Raw genomic sequence first — 18,256 nt, forward strand, 5'->3', positions numbered from 1 at the left:
ATCTTTACACCTGAATAAATCCATTTGTTTTATTTGTGATGCTGCGCCACTAAATGTTGGAAGTAAGCAATACCATGTTCACTAATTCCTGAACGTTGCTTATCAGTCATAATACGGCCTTGACCTCGATAACCACGTGATTTCAAACCACGTTGTACGCTTTCGACCAAGTTCAAATCTTCAGGACGGAATACATTGCGATACCACTCAATCAAATCTTTCTGATCTTGAGTGAGTTCTTCGTTCGTGAAGTAAATATCGTAATGCTGCAAAGTCGTTTCTGCATCTACTGGGAACTCATAGATCACAGTCATGAAATTGCTGCCCGGTGGTACGTTGAACATCGTGCAAGGCCAAGTCCAGAAACCGTGAAATTCAGGATCTGTTACTGATGGATCAAGCTTAAATGACTTCTCAGATGAGCGAGCAAAGCCATATTGCAATGTCCAGTTCTGATGTGTGGTATGCCAATATTTATCAACTTGTACGGAGTCAGCAAAACCAGGATGCGCTGGTCCACAGTGATAGCACTCTAGATAGTTATCAACAATCACTTTCCAATTTGCTGGAGTTTCTGTCACAAAACGTGCTGCCAGTTTCAAATCTTTAATTACGCTACATGCTTGATTTAAACGCTCAGCAAATTCCGGAAGTTGATCTTCTACGCAAGTTGCATTTTCATCCATATTAATGAAAACAAATCCTGCATATTCCTCAACTTTTAAAGGCACCATGCTTGAGTTTTCTTTATCGAAAGATTCAACGTGGTCACAGTTACGTGCCAAAGCTAAGCTACCATCTAGCTTAAAAGTCCAAGCATGATATGGGCAAGTAATTACATTTTTTGCTTTACCACTGCCACTTAAAAGCTCGTGACCACGATGTGGACACACATTATAAAACGCACGTAAAACGCTATCTTTACCACGAATGATGACAATATTTTCACCAATTACTTTACGGGTAATATAGTCATTCGGTTGTGCCAATTCACTGCCATGTGCAACACAAATCCAGCTTTTAGCAAAGATTGCTTCTTTCTCATGCTCAAATACTTGCGATGAAGTATAGAAAACTTTAGGGAAAGTCCATGCAACATCTGGGTTTGCGCAAAAATCTTCAGGTAATTTTTCAACTGCACTCATGTTATTACTCCATTAAATTCTTTTCGTCCAAATGACTCGATATTAAATTCATATCTTTTCGACACTGCCAAACATGCGACGTATCGCACTCAGCATGTTTTGATATAACTGTTGAACTTCAGGACAGTCACGCATCAGACGTAAACTGCCATGTAATAAACCTTTGCCTAAATGGAACTCGTTAGGGATACCTACTTGTTCCAATTTTTGGGTAAGGAAATAACCGTCATCACTTAAAGGGTCATATTCTGCAACCGCCACAAAACTTGTAGGCATATCTGAAAAATCAGTTGCCAATAAAGGTGCTAGACGTAAATCCTGCCAATCTTGTGAATTCGGTGCATACTCCTTTAAATAAAAATGCATATCTTCCGTTGTGAGTAACGGCGCATGGGCATGCTTTTGTGCGGCTGGTGTATCAAGTGCTGTAGTTAAACACGGATAAACCAAAGCCAGACCTTGAGCTTGTAAACCACTATGCTGTAGATGCACTGCAAGGGCTGCTGCTAAGTTACCGCCTGCGCTATCGCCTGCTAGAACGATATTTTCACTATCAATCTGCCAGTCAGAACCATGTTGTTTAAGCCATTGATAAACTTCTAAACAATCTTCAAAAGCTGCTGGAAAGCGATGTTCTGGTGCCATGCGGTAATCCACACCAATGACAACTGCATTTAGGTCCTGACATAAATAACTGGTAATAAACTCATGTGAATCGAGTCCACCGACCATCCAACCGCCACCATGTAAATACAACACACATGGCCAACCAGCTTCAGGTCGTTTAGTTTTTGGTGAATAGATGCGAACAGGTACAGGATGCTCTGCATTTGCAACAACTCGGTCTTCTACTTCGATCTTGCCATCACGAGGCAAAGTGTAGTGTCGACACATCGCGTCATAGGCCGCGCGGACTGAGTCAATATCTGCATCTGCTGGTGAATAAATGCTGCTCCAATACACAAGGCTTTGCATTTCTTCACTTAAAACATACGTGGTCTGTTCACATGTAGTCATTACCGTTCCCTCTAGCTGGTTTTTCTGTCCAGTTTGATTGAGCTTGCAAGCTCAAGCTGCATCCGTTTTGCATGTTCATCTTGAGTCTGGTTTAAACCAATTTCCACATCATCATAACCTTGTTGCTCAATTAAATGTGATGGGACTTTGGCATAATCCTGAATCAACCATTTCACTAAACCATAGGTTTGAATCAGAATAATCACAATGAATGGTAAAGCCGTCACAATAGTTGCTGTTTTCATTGTGTCTAAAGGTGCCTTACTAAAGATCATGGCAATTGGAACCAAAGTCAGCATGACACACCAGAACAGACGTGCGTTTGGCGATGGATCTTGCCCTTCACTTAAACCGCGTGTACATGTTGCTGAAACCGCATACCCAACCGCATCCATATGTGCTGCCAAGAACACCACCATAATGCCGAGGAAAATCCACATCATCAGCTTTCCAGCAGGTAATAGGCTGAGCAATTGACCAATTGCAACCTCACCACCCTGTTGGCTTAAGATTTGCGGTACATTTACAGCCCCATGAATAAAGCTATAAACACTGTAGTTTTCAAACACACCAAAGATGAACCAAAGACCAACACTGCCACCAATCACCATGGCAAAGATCACTTCTTTAATGGTACGGCCTTTAGAAACACGTGTTACAAACAGTGCCACACCCGGTGCATATGAAATCCACCATAACCAGTAGAAAACAGTCCATTCACGAGTAAACTTGCCATCACCCATTGGGTCGGTAAACAGACTCATATCAACAAAGTTGGTTGCCATTAACCCGAAACTCATTAATGAATTATTCAAAATGAATTGAGTTGGACCAAAGCACAGTACATAAATCGCAAATAACACCACGCCTAAACACACCATGTGACTTAAACGTTGCATGCCTTTATCCATACCTACATACGAACTAAGTGCAAACAGAACCGAAACACCCAAAATAATGATGACCTTAGTCATAAAAGTATTTGGGATACCTGTGAGCTGAGACAAAATATTGGTAAATGTCACAGCAGTGAGTACCAATGAAATCGTCAATGCGCCAAACATACAAAGCAAAAACATTAAGTCGACTAAACGACCAACCACACCAGTTGATTTAAAGCCTGTCACAGCTTCAATCACTGAAGCTAAACTTAAACCTTTGTTTTTTCTCACATGGTAGCTGTAGCACAAAGAAATTGATGCCAAAGCATAAATTGCCCATGCACTTAAACCCGAGTGAAAAAACGAGTAAGCCACGCTATATTTCAATGCTTCTGCTGACTCAGGCGGTAAGCTCAAACCAGGTGTTTGATAATAGTAAGCCCAGTCCAAAAAGCCCCAGTACAGTGTAGAAGACCCAATACCTGACAAAATGAACATAAATATCCATGACATCGTGGTGTATTGAGGCTTTCCTTCACCGAGTTTAATTTTGCCGTATTTACTAAAAGCTAGACCAAAAGTAAAAATAATGGCTAAAAAAGCAAACAGTAATACTGGGGTGGTAAATACCGATGTCGTCCACTGCATCCATGTTGCAGCGATCTTGATCGACTCTTGCGAATAAATCGCCAAACCAGCAACTGAAATAAATACAAACAGTAAACTGGTTACGGCAAGAACTTTATCCGTATAAATTTTTGTGTTTTGATTATCCATATCCATACATCCATTTTTGGATGGCGTTATTCCATAGCGAACACGTCCATTTTAATTTGGGCTACACACGATGCAATTGCATCTCCTACCTCATAAGTTTTTGCCTGACCGCCGACATCGGCTGTCTTTGGCCCATTAATTAATACATGCTCAATCGCCTGCATAATGTCCTGACCTGCTTGAATGCAACGTTCGTCTTCTTCACCAAAGAATTCGAACATCATGGCACCCGACCAAATCGCAGCGATTGGATTGGCAATTTGTTTACCGTAAATATCTGGTGCTGAACCATGTACAGGTTCAAACAATGATGGGAATTTTCTTTCTGGGTTTAAATTTGCCGAAGCAGCCAAACCAATAGTTCCTGTACATGCAGGGCCTAAATCGGAAAGAATGTCGCCAAATAAATTCGATGCAACAACCACATCAAAGCGTTCAGGTTGTAAAACAAAACGAGCTGCTAAAATATCAACGTGCTGTTTATCGGCCTGAATTTGTGGATATTGTTTTGCCATCGCATCCACACGTTCATCCCAATAGGGCATGCTGACCGCAATACCATTAGACTTGGTCGCTGCTGTAATTTTTTTCGCGTCACGCTGATTTGCAAACTCAAATGCATAACGCAAAATGCGATCTACACCATGACGCGTAAATACAGCTTCTTGTAAAACAAACTCTCGATCTGTTCCTTCAAAAGCCTTACCACCAATGGCTGAATATTCACCTTCACTGTTTTCACGGACCACGTAGAAGTCGATATCGCCCGGTTTTTTACCTACTAAGGGACATTTCACACCCGGCATTAAGCGCACTGGACGTAAATTCACATATTGGTCAAAACCACGACGGAACTGGAGCAGCGAACCCCAAAGCGAAATATGGTCCGGCACTTTATCTGGCCAGCCTACAGCGCCAAAATAAATTGCATCGTAGCCCTGCAAAGTTTCAAACCAGTCATCTGGCATCATTTTGCCGTGCTCAAGGTAGTAATCGCAGCTTGCCCAATCGAAAACATCTAACTGAAGCTCAATACCATGCTTCTCTGCTGCTGCCTTTACAACCTTAATGCCTTCTGGTAGAACTTCTAAACCAATGCCATCGCCTGCAATCGTGGCAACTTTATATCTTTTTGCCATAAGCTTCCTTCACACCTTCGACTAATATCCTTGTATGGCTTAAACATGATGTTTTAAGCAAAAATGATCAACAACAGAACTATCACTCCAATGGACACGGATCGTGAACAATCTACCTAACCTATCGGATTTAAAGGTTTTTTGCACAGTCGCCAAACTAAAAAGTTTTGTCGAATCTGCTGAGGAACTAGGGACTTCGCCAGCTTTTATTAGCAAGCGAATTAATATTTTAGAAAACACGTTAAGCTGCAAACTTTTTCATCGCAGCACGCGTCACGTTAGTCTGACAGAAGATGGCAAACTCATCCTTGAGAGAGTTTCAAATATTCTTGAAGAATTTGATGAAGTCTGTGAACTGGTGAATAACCCACTCAGTACGCCTACCGGTCGTATGGATATTATTAGTAGCTTTGGTTTTGGCAGAAAGCATATTGCACCAATTCTGTCTAAACTAATGATGCTGTATCCAAAACTTCAGATTCATTTTGACACCATCGACAATACCAAAGACCTGATTCAACACAGTATTGATTTAGACATTAGAATTGGTAATGAAATTGCACCAAATATGATTGCAAAGAAGTTGGCTTCTAACTTCCGAATTTTATGTGCGGCACCAAGTTATTTACTTAAACACGGTGTACCAGACAGCATTGAAGATTTGCAAACACATGATTGTTTGACGATTAGTGAACGCGATCAATCATCTGTATTATGGAAATTTAGGCATGCTTCTGAAGATGTCTCAGTGCATATCAAACCACGTTTTGTTTCGAATAACGGCGAAATTATTCATCAACTTGCCATAGAAGGCCACGGGATTATTTTCCGATCAATTTGGGATGTTGCAGATGAATTAATTACAGGTCAACTCCAACACATTTTGCCCGAATATTGGCAAGATGCTGATGTTTGGGCAGTTTATCCATCACGACTCAAAAGCTCATCTAAATTACAAACCTGTATTTTGTTTATTCAAAACGAATTGCTCAATCGTTTACAGCATGTTCAAAACCTAAACCGAGGACAACTCATTTCTCCGGCAGTTAAAAGAGAACCACCGCCTGAAAAAGTCTTTCTATGAAAAAAAGCCCTAAGTGAGGTCTATTCACTTAGGGCAATAAATCGCTTTTAAATTTTAAAAATAATATCCGATTGAAAGATAAAATAATTTATCCCAATCATTACTGCTACCTTGTGCAAGGCCATCAGCCCCACCACCAACCATTGGATCATTTTTACTCATAATGTATTCACCCTGAATACCAATGGCTTTGTAATTAAAATAAACCCCTGCAATTAAGCGTTCAGAGTCTTTATAACCATTCTCATCTTTAAAGAAGCGGCTATGAGAGATATAAGGTTTAATATTTTCAAGTTTGTGAAATGGCTGAGCAAAGGTATAGTTGATTTCATTGACCAGATATTTGCCTTTATTAGCAACTTGATATGGATAGTCGAACGCACCAATCGTTGAACTATTAGGGAATAAATCGTCGCCATTCGTGACATCTTGCTTACCTACTAAGAACATCCATTGCCATGCTTGATATTGCGTTTGAGCAAATACATTCCATGACTTGCGGTGTCCATCTTCGTCTGTTCTTTTATTTTCTAAATCAGAATACCAAACTGAACCACCTAACTCGGTCGAAAATTTTTGAGCTTTATCAAGCTCAAATTTTCTAGAGGCCCGCGCGATCCACATATTTTTTTCTTCAATGTTGGTTCCTACCGTCAAGTCATCAGCTTCAACGAAATTACCGCTGTATCTACTTGAGTCTTTTGACGTTCCCTTATAGTTTCCTCCATCAGTTGGATAGAATCCTAAGGTCAAATTGTATTGATCATCTGCAAATTTATATTTAATCCCCAGATTATCAATATCTTCTAAACCAACGGTATTTAAAAGCGTTTCGTAATAACTACTTCCCCAAAATTCACCAAAGCCAAAATCAACGGGTTGCAAACCTGCCGTGATTCTCTGCTGATCAGATAATTTATAACCTACCCAAGCTTTTTTTAGGAAAATCGCATCACATAAGCGATCATATTGATAACAACGGGCATCCGCACCTGCAATCCAATCTGGATTTTCATAACCTAGCACTAATTTAATATCAGTTAATCGCCAGTCATCATTTTGAGAACCTTCATTTGCATCAACCACATAATCTTTATGCAAATAACGGGAACGCACGGCACCAGAAACTTTAAACTGTCCCGAATCCAAAGTTGGATCTCCCCAACTCAAATCAGCCGCAGAAGCCTCTACTCCCGCCGTTAAACTTAAAATTCCTAAAAATAATAATGACCTTTTCATGTCTTCAACATCCTTGTTAAGTGTTATAAGAACATGAAGAAATTAATCTAGACAAACAATGCCATAACTATAAAGTCGGTCTTTACAAACTGTGTTTAATCAAAAAAATGAGCATAAAAAAAGACCACGCAGGAGCGTGGTCTATAAAATGGTGGCTATGACGAGACTTGAACTTGTGACCCCCGCATTATGAGTGCGGTGCTCTAACCAACTGAGCTACATAGCCGAAAACTGTGCGCGCATTATCTTAACTTCTTTAACGCACGTCAAGAAAAATTTTAAATAAAATGAGGTGAAGTGAGCCTATAAGCCGGGTTCTGTCGAGGATGGTCATTCCTCTAGGCGTACAATCACTCATACGCTCAAGCGACCTACCCGAATCCAGTACGGGCCGTACCTCAGGATTCCTATTTGGTCTTGCTTCTGGTGGGGTTTACCATGCCGTGAACTGTTACCAGACACGCGGTGCGCTCTTACCGCACCCTTTCACCCTTACCTCACGAATGAGGCGGTCTACTCTCTGCTGCACTTTCCGTCGGCTTTCACCGCCCAGGCGTTACCTGGCACCCTGCCCTATGAAGCCCGGACTTTCCTCCCCTGCTTCAGTCACGAAGACCTCCACAGCAGCGACCATCCAGCTCACTTCAGGGGCGCATATTAACAAATTTATTTACTAATTGCTTGTGCTTTTTTGAGCAATTAATTTTTTATATTTGTCGAATAGCTCATCTTCCGTCTCCACATGCTGCGGATCTTTAGGAATACAGTCCACTGGACAAAATAACTGACATTGCGGCTGGTCATGATGACCAACGCATTCAGTGCATAAATCTGGATGAATTTCATAAATTACTTCACCCATGAAAATAGCTTCATTTGGGCAAACTGGTTCACAAACATCACAGTTTATGCATTCATCGGTGATATATAACGACACTTTACCAACCTTGTTGATGTTTACGTTCAAAGGCCTCAACCACAGCTTGCGGAACAAACTTGGTTACATCCCCTTTTAAACGAGCAATTTCTCGAATCAATGTCGAAGAAATAAATGAATACTGCTCAGATGGTGTTAAAAATACTGCTTCAAAATGTGGGTCAAGTTGACGGTTCATATTGGCAAGTTGAAATTCATATTCAAAATCAGAAACTGCTCTTAAACCACGAAGTACTGCTGTTGCCTTTTGTTCTTTGAAAAAATTAACTAGTAAACCATCAAAGCCTACAAATTCAACATTTGATAAATGGCTGAGTGATGTTTGGGCCAGTTCAACTCTCTCTTCTAGACTGAACAAAGGGTTTTTATGATGTCCAATTGCAATTGCTACTACAACCTCATCAAACATTCTTGATGCTCTAGTAACTAAATCAACGTGTCCATTCGTGATGGGGTCAAATGTTCCAGGATAAATTACACGCGTTTTAGACATCCGCTAGTACTCTAATTGTATTGTGAACCTATTTTAGCAAAAGTTATACATGGGGCGAAATATTGACGTGCAGGAAAAACTTCACCTTAGCATCAGTTTACGGCACAATAGGCATAATTGTGGAAGTTTGAATTATGGCGAAAGCAACAGTAGTAAAGAAACATAATGGCGGAACCATCGCACAAAATAAACGTGCCCGTCATGATTATTTTATCGAAGAAAAATTTGAAGCTGGTATGTCTTTACTCGGCTGGGAAGTAAAGTCTTTACGTGCTGGTCGCATGAGTTTGACAGAAAGTTATGTCATTTTTAAGAATGGTGAAGCGTTTTTATTTGGTGCACAAATTCAACCGCTCCTTTCGGCATCTACTCATGTAGTACCTGAAGCTACACGTACACGTAAATTATTATTATCACGCCGAGAACTAGAAAAGCTAACAGGTTCAGTTAACCAAAAAGGTTACTCATGTGTTCCTTTAGCATGTTACTGGAAAGGTCACTTGGTTAAGCTTGAAATCGCGCTTGTGAAAGGTAAACAGCTTCACGACAAACGTGCGACTGAAAAAGATCGCGATTGGCAGCGTGATAAAGCTCGTATATTTCATAAGTAATTAAATAAAAAGCCTCTTTTTAGAGGCTTTTTTATATCGCGGAATTTATTAATTTAATCTATATAAGAGTCCAGCAATATATTCGCCAAACCATTTAGCTGTATCTAAATCACCTTTTGGAGGAGTAATTTCAACAGGTGCATTATCTGACTGCGTCATTAAACCTAAACAACTCGATAATCGGTTTAAATCTTTTTCACTATGCCCAGTCGTCATTAAAGGTAAACCTGACCAAAGCATGCCATGTTGCATCGCAAAAATATTTAATTGTTGTAATACCGCCAATTTATCGCCGCTTAGACCACCTGAGTTTGCAAAGCCAGCTGCAAGCTTGCCTTGCCACAAACGCTCTTTCCAACGTTTAGAAGTACTGTCCATAAACTTTTTAAAGTCAGCGGTCATGCTCCCCATATAGGTAGGCGAACCAAAAATAATACCGTGCGATGCATCAAGTGCATCCCAATCAATATGTTCAATATTCATTAAATGTACTTTTACACCCATCACCTCTGCACCAGCAGCAATAGCGGAAGCTACCTTCGCGGTATGACCATATGGGCTGTGGTATACAATAGAGAGATGTTTTTCAGGCAAAGACATAAGATTAAAATTTTGAGCGATTTTTTCTATTTTATCATTTTATTAACACTTGCTAAACCTTCATCTATAAATATGAAATATAAGGTTTTTACTACCGCATACTATAGAAGTATTTTTAAATTAAATAAAAAACTCTCTTATTTTTAGCGGTTATAAAATAAGAGAGTCATTTAAGGCGGTGATCAAAACTTATATAAAAACAAACGTGGCCATACGTCCTGTCTTCGCATCACGACGATAAGAAAAATATTCATCACCCTGTTGATAAGAACATTGATCTCCACCTAAGACTTGTTGCACACCTAGACTTTGCAAAATAAAGCGAGCAATGGCATATAAGTCTGCATGAAATTTATTTGGAGCCACGCCCTCAACAAAGGCTGTTTCCAACTCTGGATATTTATCACAAAAAGCAGTTTTTACTTCAGCCCCAATTTCAAAACAAGGTTGGCTGATTGCAGCCCCTAACCATGCCCAAGTTGGAGGATTCTGCATAGCGGCCACTGTATTTTCAATAATGCCACCAGCCAAACCACGCCAACCGGCATGCAAATTAGCAACTTCACTGCCTTCAGCATTTCCCAACACGACAGGTAAGCAATCAGCCGTCATCATCATTAAAGCATGGCCTTTTGTTTGGGTGACCAAACCATCGCCAATTAAAGCTTTAAAAGGAATTTGTTCATTTACAGTATGGCAAATCGTACTATGCGTTTGAGTCATCCATGTCATTTTTTTAACACCAAATTTCGCAAACTCATCTAACAATATCATTCGATGCTGTTGAACACGCTGTGGCTCATCTTTGACATGTAAAGCCAGATTAAAGCCAGATAATTCAAGTTGATCCGTTGGTAATGCCAAAGGATGTTGAACACGTGTCTGCCCTACAAATACGCCTTGAGGTAAACCTTGAACAAATTCCATATGCACGTCCTTAATATGCAGCGTTTTCTGAACGCAACACATTCACTAAATGTGTAAAATCTTCAGGCCACGGCGCTTCAAACAGCATTTCTTCACCAGTACGAGGGTGTTTCAAGCCCAATTTCGCTGCGTGCAATGCCTGACGTTTAAAACCACGTAAAGTTTCAATGAGCAACTCAGATGCACCAGCTGGCACTCGTACACGGTTCATATAACCCTGATCGCCAATCAAGCCATAACCAATGTAACTAAAATGCACACGGATCTGATGTGTTCGTCCTGTTTCAAGACGAGCTTGTACACGAGTAAAATCCTTAAAGCGTTCTTTTACATTGTAGTGAGTTACCGCATCTCGCCCACCCGGTAAAATTGCCATTTTCACACGGTCAACTGGGTGGCGTTTGATTGGTTCATCAATCGTACCGCCAGCAATAATATTTCCATAAACAACCAAATCATATACACGGTAAACCGTTTTATTTGCCAACTGTTTACTTAAAGAAAATTGAGCTTCTAGGCTTTTAGCGACAACCAGTAAACCACTGGTATCTTTATCAATACGGTGTACTAAACCAGCGCGCGAAAGTTCTGCCAATTTTGGGAAATGGTAAAGCAAAGCATTCACTAAAGTTCCAGAACTATTGCCTGCTCCTGGATGTACCACCATGCCTACTGGCTTATTAATGACTAAAATATCATCGTCTTCATAGACAATATTAAGTGGAATATTTTCAGGTTGACTCGTCGTCTGGGCTTCGAGCTCTACTTCAAGCGTAAGCAGCTCAGTTCCTTCACAACGGTGCTTAGGCTTGACAATGTTACCATTCACCAACAGATGGCCATCTTTCAACCATTGCTTGAGCTTTTCACGCGAAAACTCGCTCCACACCAAAGCTGCTACCTGATCGATACGTTGTCCCAGATAGGTTTCATCTAGCTGAACTTGCAACGATAAACGTGTTGCAGTTGTATCAGAAGTATGGTTATCTGCATCCTCAGAATCTTCAAGTAAATTGAAGTCGGTTTCAGAGAAGTTTGTGTTTGAAGATTGTGCTGAAGTCATTTGATCATTGAGATAAAAGTGGTTTAATAGCGCAATTGTAGCTCATTGCCCAACATAACAGAGGAGTTTTTATGTCGCTACCACGTTATAAAATTACGATGCTTGCCTTATCTTTAGGCGTAGCGTCTGCATTTGTGGGCTGTAGCAGCAATCCAAGTAAAAAAGAAGTGGTCGATACTGGCCCTCAATCTAGTGAACAAGCTTACTTCGAAAAGGCCCAAAAGTCGCTTGACCGTGGTCAATATCTTGATGCGACCAAGTCTTTAGAGGCAATCGATACTTATTATCCGACTGGACAATACGCTCAACAAGCACAACTTGAACTTCTATATTCGAAATTTAAACAAAAAGATTATGAAGGCGCGATTGCCTTAGCAGAACGTTTTATTCGTTTAAATCCTCAACATCCAAATGTGGATTATGCTTATTATGTTCGTGCTGTTGCCAATATGGAGCAAAACTACGACAGTTTGATGCGTTATACCTCTTTGCAACAGTCACATCGTGACGTGAGTTATTTAAAAGTTGCGTATCAAAACTTTGTTGATTTAATTCGTCGTTTCCCAAGTAGCCAATATTCTGTCGATGCTGCTCAGCGTATGAAATTCATTGGGCAAGAACTTGCCGAAAATGAAATGACTGCTGCCCGCTTCAACGTTAAACGTAAAGCTTGGATCGCCGCTGCAGAACGTTCGCAATGGGTGATTGAACACTATCCACAAACACCTCAAATTCCAGAAGCTTTAGCTACTTTGGCATATAGCTATGACAAGTTAGGTGATAAAGCTACTTCGCAACAATATATTGAAGTTTTAAAGCTTAATTATCCAAGCCTTGTGAAAAAAGACGGCACAGTTAACATGCGTGCTGCTCGTAAAGAAGGTAACTGGATCAACCGTGCAACTTTAGGTATCTTCGGTCGTGAATCGACTGCTGCAACGCCAGAGAGCACAACTGAAGCAGAAGCTCCAAAACGTGGTTTCCTCAACCGTGTTAGTTTTGGTTTAATTGGTAATTCAGATAAAGAAGAAACTGAAGCACCAGAACAAACACCTGTTGAAGCTCCTAAGTCTGAACGTAGTTGGACAAACCGTTTAAGCTTCGGTTTATTAGACAAACCTGAGTCACAAGCAGCAGAAAATACAACTGTTGCACCAGCTGTAACCTCTACTGAAGCTTCAACTGATGTTCAATCAGACGAGGCAACACAAGGTGCGGATGACGCTGCTCAATAAGTTTAAGCTTTAAAAAACATCAACAAACAGGCAAGTGATATCACTTGCCTGTTTGTTTTTATAAAATATTAAAATATTTATTGGGCATATCTCGATTCATCATGTCAGAATATTCTGACTCACTGTCTCATCAAGTTTTAATACGGTTATCTGAATTATGGCAATTCCACAGCATACGATTGATCAAATTTTAGATCGCACAGATATTGTCGATCTGATTGGTCAGCGTGTGAAATTGAAAAAAACCGGACGTACATATTCCGGCTGTTGCCCTTTTCATCAAGAAAAAACGCCATCATTCCATGTCTACCGTGACAAACAGTATTATCACTGCTTTGGTTGTCAGGCTAACGGAAATGCAATCCGTTTTCTTATGGATATTGATAACCGAAACTTTATTGAGGTAATGAAAGAATTATCGAGCAGTACTGGAATTGAATTACCCAAAGATAATACTGAGAATAAAAAACTATCTTATACCCGTCAGGTTACAAAGCCACCTGTTACTAAAACAAATACGGCTGAGCCTGTAACTTCACAGCAGCCATCAGATGAAAGCTACAACACGCTTGAACCCGTATTTTTTGATGATCCTTTTGCTCAGTTCGAACAGCCGTTTAGCTTTGATGAACCCGTTCAAGAAGGTAATTTATATGACTTACTGGAAAATGTTGCTCAGTTCTATGAACAACAATTACCTCATAGTCAAAAGGCAAAAAATTACTTTAAACAGCGTGGACTAACCAATCAGACGATTCAATTTTGGCGCTTAGGCTATGCTCCAGAAGACTGGCAACACCTAGAAAAAGCTTTTCCTTATGATATTGACGGTTTAAAACAACTCGGACTTATCCGCTCAAGTGATAATGGGCGTGATTTTGATTTGTTACGTGACCGCGTCATTTTCCCAATTCGCGACCCTAAAGGCCGAGTGGTTGGTTTTGGTGGGCGTGCTTTAAATGATGAAATAAAACCCAAATATATTAACTCGCCGGACTCAGAAGTCTTTCATAAAAATCAGCTACTTTACGGACTTTATGAAGGTAGAAAGCTTAAATCTAGCGATTGGTTAATGGTTGAAGGCTATATGGATGTCATTGCGCTTCAGCAGTATGGCATTACTGGAGCTGTAGCAACGTTAGGTACCGCAAGTAATACAGAACATCTTAATATTTTATTTAAACAAAATAGTCGTATTACGATTGCTTTTGACGGTGATGCAGCAGGTCAAAAAGCAGCACGCAGAACTTTAGAAATTGCTTTACCACTTCTTAATGATGGTCGCGAACTCAAATTTTTTGTTCTACCCAATGATCACGACCCAGACTCTCTCATCCGTCGAGAAGGACTCGAAAATTTTCAAAAACTATTACAACAAGCCCCTCTTCTGTCCGATTTCGTGTTTGCGCACTTAACAGGTCAACACGATATCAGTACGCCTGAAGGGAAAAGTTTAGTCATGGGAGAACTCAGAGAACTAACTGAACTCTTACCTAAACAAGGTTCTTTCCGCTATTTGCTTACTCAATCTTTCCGTGAAAAACTCGGACTAGGTAAACGTTTTACCCCACAAATCAGCCACGATGCATCTTTATCTTTTAACATTCAAACCAAAGACGAAGATTTTGCGATTGCAATTTTAATGCATCATCCTTTTCTTTATATTCATTTCGAAGGATTACGGGCTTATATTCAGCAAGATGAATTATTGGCTAAAGTACTGGCAATCTTAAACCGTATTTTTGATGATTTACCGGATGATCAAGAGCTGGCAACTTATTATGTGCTTGGTGCATGTAGTAGTTACTGCCATGAAATCGCCGATATTATGCAAAGAACAAATATTCAAGCACTAACACAGGCACCTGAAGTAGCTGATAAGTTAGCTAAAGAATATTCATTAAGTTTGCAAGAAAGATATTTACGTCAGAAGCTGAAATCACCGATTTCTTTAATTGAATCAAGAAATCTAAGACAACAGCTCAATGAGTTAACAAAACAAATTAGCTTAAAGTTGTTGTCTTAATGTTTTGGCTTACGCTCATGATCAAATACATCCTGTAAATGCTGTTGTAACCATTCAAAATAATCAGGATTTTCTGCTTTAGCAGCTTCACGTAACAAGATAGATGTGGGATGCATAAGTTTTTGCGTCAAACGATGAGCAAATTGCTGTAACACCTGTTCGGCATTCTCACCATGATGCAAAGCTTCTAACGCATGTGTAAGCTCTTGTTGACTAATCTCTTCACTGTGCTGGCGGTAAGCATGAATTGTACTACCCGCCTCTTTAACCTTTTGATGCGTAATAAGCTGAGTAGCTAATTGATTAACCATGACCTCTGCTTCAACAGCCGCCTGACGACGTTGAGCAAGGTTTTCATCAATCACACTTTGTAAATCATCGACACCATATAAATAGACCCCATCAAGTGCTTCAACTTTAGGATCTATATCACGTGGTACCGCTAAATCAACCATTAACATTTGTTGGTAGCGGCGTTTTTTTAATGCAGCCTTAACATCAGAATAAGCAATAACTTGATATAAACTTCCAGTACAGCTCGACACGACATCAGCACGATATAAATTCTCTGCTAATGCTGAAAACTCAATGATTTCAACTTCAACCTGATGTGCAATCTCCTGAGCCAGCTGGTCAGCACGCTCACGGCTACGATTACAAATAATAATCTTCGCGACACCCATTTCAGCCAAATGTTTAGCCACCAAGCTATTCATTTCACCCGCAGCAACCACCATAACAGTAAGCTTTTCAGGCTTACTAAAAACCTGTAAGGCCAGTTGTGCAACTGCATAACCCATTGAAACAGCATGACTACCTACCGCTGTTTCGGAACGTACCCGTTTAGCTGCATAGAAAGCGTATTCAAAAACACTATTTAATTCAGGAGAGACCGTTTGCGCTTCTTTAGACAATGCCAAAGCGCTTTTGACCTGCCCTAAAATTTGTGGCTCACCTAGCATAAGAGAGTCTAGACCACTCGCTACTCGCATTAAATGTGTAATTGCCTGCGTGTTCTCGTAACGATAAACATGATGAATTAACTGCTTTACATCAATATTATTGGCATCGGCTAACCATTTTAGAAGGCTTTCGGCGTTTTCAGCCATGGCATAAACTTCTGTACGGTTACAGGTCGAGACGACCACCAAATCCTTTAGGCTTTGGTGATGGCGTTGTTCGGCAAGCAAACGACTTAATCGCTCTGCATTGAAAGCAATTTGTTCGCGGAGTTCTACAGAAGCTGTTTGATGGTTGACACCCAATGCAAAGAAAGACATATCAGATCATCATTTCGCTAAATTTATGCTATTGTGCAACATCGGTGTCATAAAAAGCATTACTTTGGATCAATAAAAATTGCGTCAAATGAATAGCCGTATTAATTTTAACGGTGCTTCGATAAGACAGTATTCTACCACATTCTTGTTGTTAGGTAGCATGTCCTCGTATGTCTATGCACGTCCTGTGCAAGAGACCTATGCCGTGCATTCATTTGATCAGGCACTAGAGCAAACGATGGTCGCTGAATTTGCTCTAGCTTATGACGATATTCCAAACGCTTTGCATAATTACACAGTGCTCGCAATTAAAAGCAACTCTACATCAATTAAGCAGAGAGCTTTAGACGTTGCACTTGAATATAATGATTTACAAGCTGCGTTAAATATTGCTACTCATTGGGTAGCTCAAGAGCCTAAAGATGTACCAGCTTTATTTTATTTGTCACACATTGCTTTAAAAACGCACGAATATCAGCTTGCTGCTGAGACATTAGATAAAATCTTAAAGATAGATCCCACTGCTGATTTAGAACAAATTTTAGCCAGCATTGCTCCAGAAAATGCGCAAGATCGAGAAGTACTATTAACAGCTTTACGTTCTAGCGCAGAAAAAGACAATCCTTCTATTTTGGCACTCATCGCCAATTTAGAGGCTCAAAATGGCCAATTACAAACTGCGCTAACCAACATTAACAAAGCATTACGTCGACGTCCTAAAGTAACGAGCTTTATTTTAATGAAAGCAAACTTACTTATTGCTCTCAGCGATCAAGAAGGTGCGCTTAAATGGTATGCAAAGTCGAGTCGTAAAAATAAGAAAAATTTAGATATTCGATTAGCTGAAATCCGCTATCTCATACAAATTAACCAATCTCAGCTTGCGTTAGAAAAACTTGAAAAGATTATAGAAACCAACCCTAAAGCTGAAGAAGCCTTATTTATTGCAGGCTTAACAAGTATTGATTTAAAGCAATATGACAAAGCGGAACAATATCTTATTGACCTACGAAACTCGGCAAAATATCAAAATGAAGCGTATTACTACTTAGCCATTAATGCAGAGCGTAAACAGCATTATGAAACTGCAAAAGCTTACTATCGTTTAGTTGATGGCAGTTTATATGTGGTATCTAGACGAAACTTGATCGCAATATATGATAAACAAGAAAATTTACACGATGCTTTACGGTTCCTTACTCAAGAACGAGTAAATTATCCTCAACATGCAAGTTTCTTATATCAAGCCCAAGCTGAGATCTTAAAGAAAATGGGCAATAAAAAAGCTGCACTAAATCTATTAGATGAAGCAATTAAAAACCTACCCGACGACCCAGAACTGATTTATGCGGAAGTTTTATTACTTGATCCATATACGGACCGTGACAAGCTGGACAAAACCTTAAAACAATTATTACAACTTGAGCCCAACAGCCCAACGTATCTAAATGCATATGCTTATACACTGGCACTGCAAAACCGTCGTTTAAAAGAAGCACGTCAGTATGCAGAGCAAGCATTAGAATATGCGCCTGAACAGGCCTCAATTCTTGATACTCTAGGTTATATTGCATTTTTACAGAATGATTATGAAGCTGCGGCGGAAGCCTTAGGCAAAGCGTATGAACTTAGCCATAATATAAATATTGGCATTCGTTATGCTAAAGCTTTGTATATGCAAGGGTCACTCACTCAATTTAGCGCAGTGTTACAACAACTGAAACAAAAACATGCCAATGATCCACAATTACAACAGCTTGATGCGTTAATTTTACCTACATCTGCAAAAAAGAGTTAAATAT

General features: G+C 39.9%; 16 protein-coding genes, 1 tRNA gene and 1 other RNA gene. 5 read left to right on the forward strand and 13 right to left on the reverse strand.

The features are described 5' to 3' along the window. Positions 1 to 29 precede the first annotated feature (29 nt). From cntA to J580_RS11390, 4 genes are read right to left on the reverse strand one after another with little or no spacing between them, the layout of a single operon-like run. On the reverse strand, positions 30 to 1,145 hold the full coding sequence (gene cntA, locus J580_RS11375) for a carnitine monooxygenase subunit alpha (RefSeq protein WP_002120432.1): 1,116 nt from the start codon (positions 1,143 to 1,145) through the stop codon (positions 30 to 32). A 48-nt stretch (positions 1,146 to 1,193) separates the two neighbouring features. Continuing rightward, positions 1,194 to 2,162 carry an alpha/beta hydrolase gene (locus tag J580_RS11380; RefSeq protein ID WP_032004247.1) on the reverse strand — a complete coding sequence of 323 codons (969 nt, stop codon included), beginning with the start codon at positions 2,160 to 2,162 and terminating at the stop codon, positions 1,194 to 1,196. 11 nt (positions 2,163 to 2,173) lie between these two features. After that, entirely contained in the window at positions 2,174 to 3,826 is a 1,653-nt protein-coding gene (locus J580_RS11385) for a BCCT family carnitine transporter (protein ID WP_023187688.1), read from the reverse strand. 20 nt (positions 3,827 to 3,846) lie between these two features. Further along, complete coding sequence (locus tag J580_RS11390) at positions 3,847 to 4,959, reverse strand: tartrate dehydrogenase (protein ID WP_032004248.1); 1,113 nt, start codon at positions 4,957 to 4,959, stop codon at positions 3,847 to 3,849. Between the two features lie 103 nt (positions 4,960 to 5,062). On the opposite strand from J580_RS11390, the gene J580_RS11395 reads away from it, so the two are divergent. Beyond that, the gene (locus J580_RS11395) at positions 5,063 to 6,043 is read left to right on the forward strand and encodes a LysR family transcriptional regulator (protein ID WP_004710275.1); all 981 of its coding nucleotides are present in this window, start codon (positions 5,063 to 5,065) and stop codon (positions 6,041 to 6,043) included. Positions 6,044 to 6,097: 54 nt separating this feature from the next. Here the strand turns inward: J580_RS11395 and J580_RS11400 are convergent, their stop codons facing one another. The 5 genes from J580_RS11400 to coaD form a co-directional block, all read right to left on the reverse strand. Then, positions 6,098 to 7,282: a porin gene (locus tag J580_RS11400; RefSeq protein WP_014205957.1), complete on the reverse strand. Its 1,185-nt coding sequence runs from the start codon at positions 7,280 to 7,282 to the stop codon at positions 6,098 to 6,100. Positions 7,283 to 7,431: 149 nt separating this feature from the next. After that, positions 7,432 to 7,508 (reverse strand) — tRNA-Met (locus J580_RS11405). A gap of 64 nt (positions 7,509 to 7,572) precedes the next feature. Further along, an RNA gene (gene rnpB, locus J580_RS12270) (RNase P RNA component class A) lies at positions 7,573 to 7,928 on the reverse strand. 27 nt (positions 7,929 to 7,955) lie between these two features. Beyond that, positions 7,956 to 8,219, reverse strand: a complete 264-nt coding sequence (locus J580_RS0104205) for a YfhL family 4Fe-4S dicluster ferredoxin (RefSeq protein ID WP_005070936.1) — start codon at positions 8,217 to 8,219, stop codon at positions 7,956 to 7,958. 1 nt (position 8,220) lies between these two features. Then, complete coding sequence (gene coaD, locus J580_RS11410) at positions 8,221 to 8,712, reverse strand: pantetheine-phosphate adenylyltransferase (protein WP_005070938.1); 492 nt, start codon at positions 8,710 to 8,712, stop codon at positions 8,221 to 8,223. A 134-nt stretch (positions 8,713 to 8,846) separates the two neighbouring features. On the opposite strand from coaD, the gene smpB reads away from it, so the two are divergent. Next, positions 8,847 to 9,323, forward strand: a complete 477-nt coding sequence (gene smpB / locus J580_RS11415; protein WP_002120348.1) for an SsrA-binding protein SmpB — start codon at positions 8,847 to 8,849, stop codon at positions 9,321 to 9,323. A gap of 48 nt (positions 9,324 to 9,371) precedes the next feature. Here the strand turns inward: smpB and J580_RS11420 are convergent, their stop codons facing one another. The 3 genes from J580_RS11420 to rluD form a co-directional block, all read right to left on the reverse strand. Next, entirely contained in the window at positions 9,372 to 9,923 is a 552-nt protein-coding gene (locus J580_RS11420) for a flavodoxin family protein (RefSeq protein ID WP_032004250.1), read from the reverse strand. 189 nt (positions 9,924 to 10,112) lie between these two features. Beyond that, a complete protein-coding gene (pgeF, locus tag J580_RS11425; RefSeq protein ID WP_032004251.1) occupies positions 10,113 to 10,850 on the reverse strand; it encodes a peptidoglycan editing factor PgeF in 738 nt (245 codons plus the stop codon). Positions 10,851 to 10,860: 10 nt separating this feature from the next. Continuing rightward, positions 10,861 to 11,913, reverse strand: a complete 1,053-nt coding sequence (gene rluD, locus J580_RS11430; protein ID WP_032004252.1) for a 23S rRNA pseudouridine(1911/1915/1917) synthase RluD — start codon at positions 11,911 to 11,913, stop codon at positions 10,861 to 10,863. Positions 11,914 to 11,984: 71 nt separating this feature from the next. Between rluD and J580_RS11435 the strand changes: the two genes are divergently transcribed. Further along, a complete protein-coding gene (locus J580_RS11435; RefSeq protein ID WP_032004253.1) occupies positions 11,985 to 13,148 on the forward strand; it encodes an outer membrane protein assembly factor BamD in 1,164 nt (387 codons plus the stop codon). Positions 13,149 to 13,305: 157 nt separating this feature from the next. Further along, positions 13,306 to 15,174 carry a DNA primase gene (locus tag J580_RS11440; protein WP_032004254.1) on the forward strand — a complete coding sequence of 623 codons (1,869 nt, stop codon included), beginning with the start codon at positions 13,306 to 13,308 and terminating at the stop codon, positions 15,172 to 15,174. Here the strand turns inward: J580_RS11440 and hemA are convergent. Further along, positions 15,171 to 16,454, reverse strand: a complete 1,284-nt coding sequence (gene hemA, locus J580_RS11445; RefSeq protein ID WP_032004255.1) for a glutamyl-tRNA reductase — start codon at positions 16,452 to 16,454, stop codon at positions 15,171 to 15,173. The genes J580_RS11440 and hemA overlap by 4 nt on opposite strands. Positions 16,455 to 16,542: 88 nt before the next feature. Here hemA and J580_RS11450 point away from each other — a divergent pair, with 88 nt between their 5' ends. Then, positions 16,543 to 18,252 carry a tetratricopeptide repeat protein gene (locus J580_RS11450; RefSeq protein WP_212750313.1) on the forward strand — a complete coding sequence of 570 codons (1,710 nt, stop codon included), beginning with the start codon at positions 16,543 to 16,545 and terminating at the stop codon, positions 18,250 to 18,252. Positions 18,253 to 18,256: the final 4 nt, after the last annotated feature.

Source organism: Acinetobacter sp. 1542444, assembly GCF_000581835.1.
Classification (GTDB): Bacteria; Pseudomonadota; Gammaproteobacteria; order Pseudomonadales; family Moraxellaceae; genus Acinetobacter; species Acinetobacter pittii.

Bases quoted from the DNA above. Each gene is read 5' to 3' on its own strand.
- coaD (WP_005070938.1), bottom strand. From the start codon at position 8,712: ATGTCTAAAACGCGTGTAATTTATCCTGGAACATTTGACCCCATCACG.
- hemA (WP_032004255.1), bottom strand. From the start codon at position 16,454: ATGTCTTTCTTTGCATTGGGTGTCAACCATCAAACAGCTTCTGTAGAA.
- J580_RS11400 (WP_014205957.1), bottom strand. From the start codon at position 7,282: ATGAAAAGGTCATTATTATTTTTAGGAATTTTAAGTTTAACGGCGGGA.
- J580_RS11435 (WP_032004253.1), top strand. From the start codon at position 11,985: ATGTCGCTACCACGTTATAAAATTACGATGCTTGCCTTATCTTTAGGC.
- J580_RS11420 (WP_032004250.1), bottom strand. From the start codon at position 9,923: ATGTCTTTGCCTGAAAAACATCTCTCTATTGTATACCACAGCCCATAT.
- rluD (WP_032004252.1), bottom strand. From the start codon at position 11,913: ATGACTTCAGCACAATCTTCAAACACAAACTTCTCTGAAACCGACTTC.
- J580_RS11440 (WP_032004254.1), top strand. From the start codon at position 13,306: ATGGCAATTCCACAGCATACGATTGATCAAATTTTAGATCGCACAGAT.
- J580_RS11390 (WP_032004248.1), bottom strand. From the start codon at position 4,959: ATGGCAAAAAGATATAAAGTTGCCACGATTGCAGGCGATGGCATTGGT.
- J580_RS11450 (WP_212750313.1), top strand. From the start codon at position 16,543: ATGAATAGCCGTATTAATTTTAACGGTGCTTCGATAAGACAGTATTCT.
- J580_RS11385 (WP_023187688.1), bottom strand. From the start codon at position 3,826: ATGGATATGGATAATCAAAACACAAAAATTTATACGGATAAAGTTCTT.
- pgeF (WP_032004251.1), bottom strand. From the start codon at position 10,850: ATGGAATTTGTTCAAGGTTTACCTCAAGGCGTATTTGTAGGGCAGACA.
- smpB (WP_002120348.1), top strand. From the start codon at position 8,847: ATGGCGAAAGCAACAGTAGTAAAGAAACATAATGGCGGAACCATCGCA.
- cntA (WP_002120432.1), bottom strand. From the start codon at position 1,145: ATGAGTGCAGTTGAAAAATTACCTGAAGATTTTTGCGCAAACCCAGAT.
- J580_RS11380 (WP_032004247.1), bottom strand. From the start codon at position 2,162: ATGACTACATGTGAACAGACCACGTATGTTTTAAGTGAAGAAATGCAA.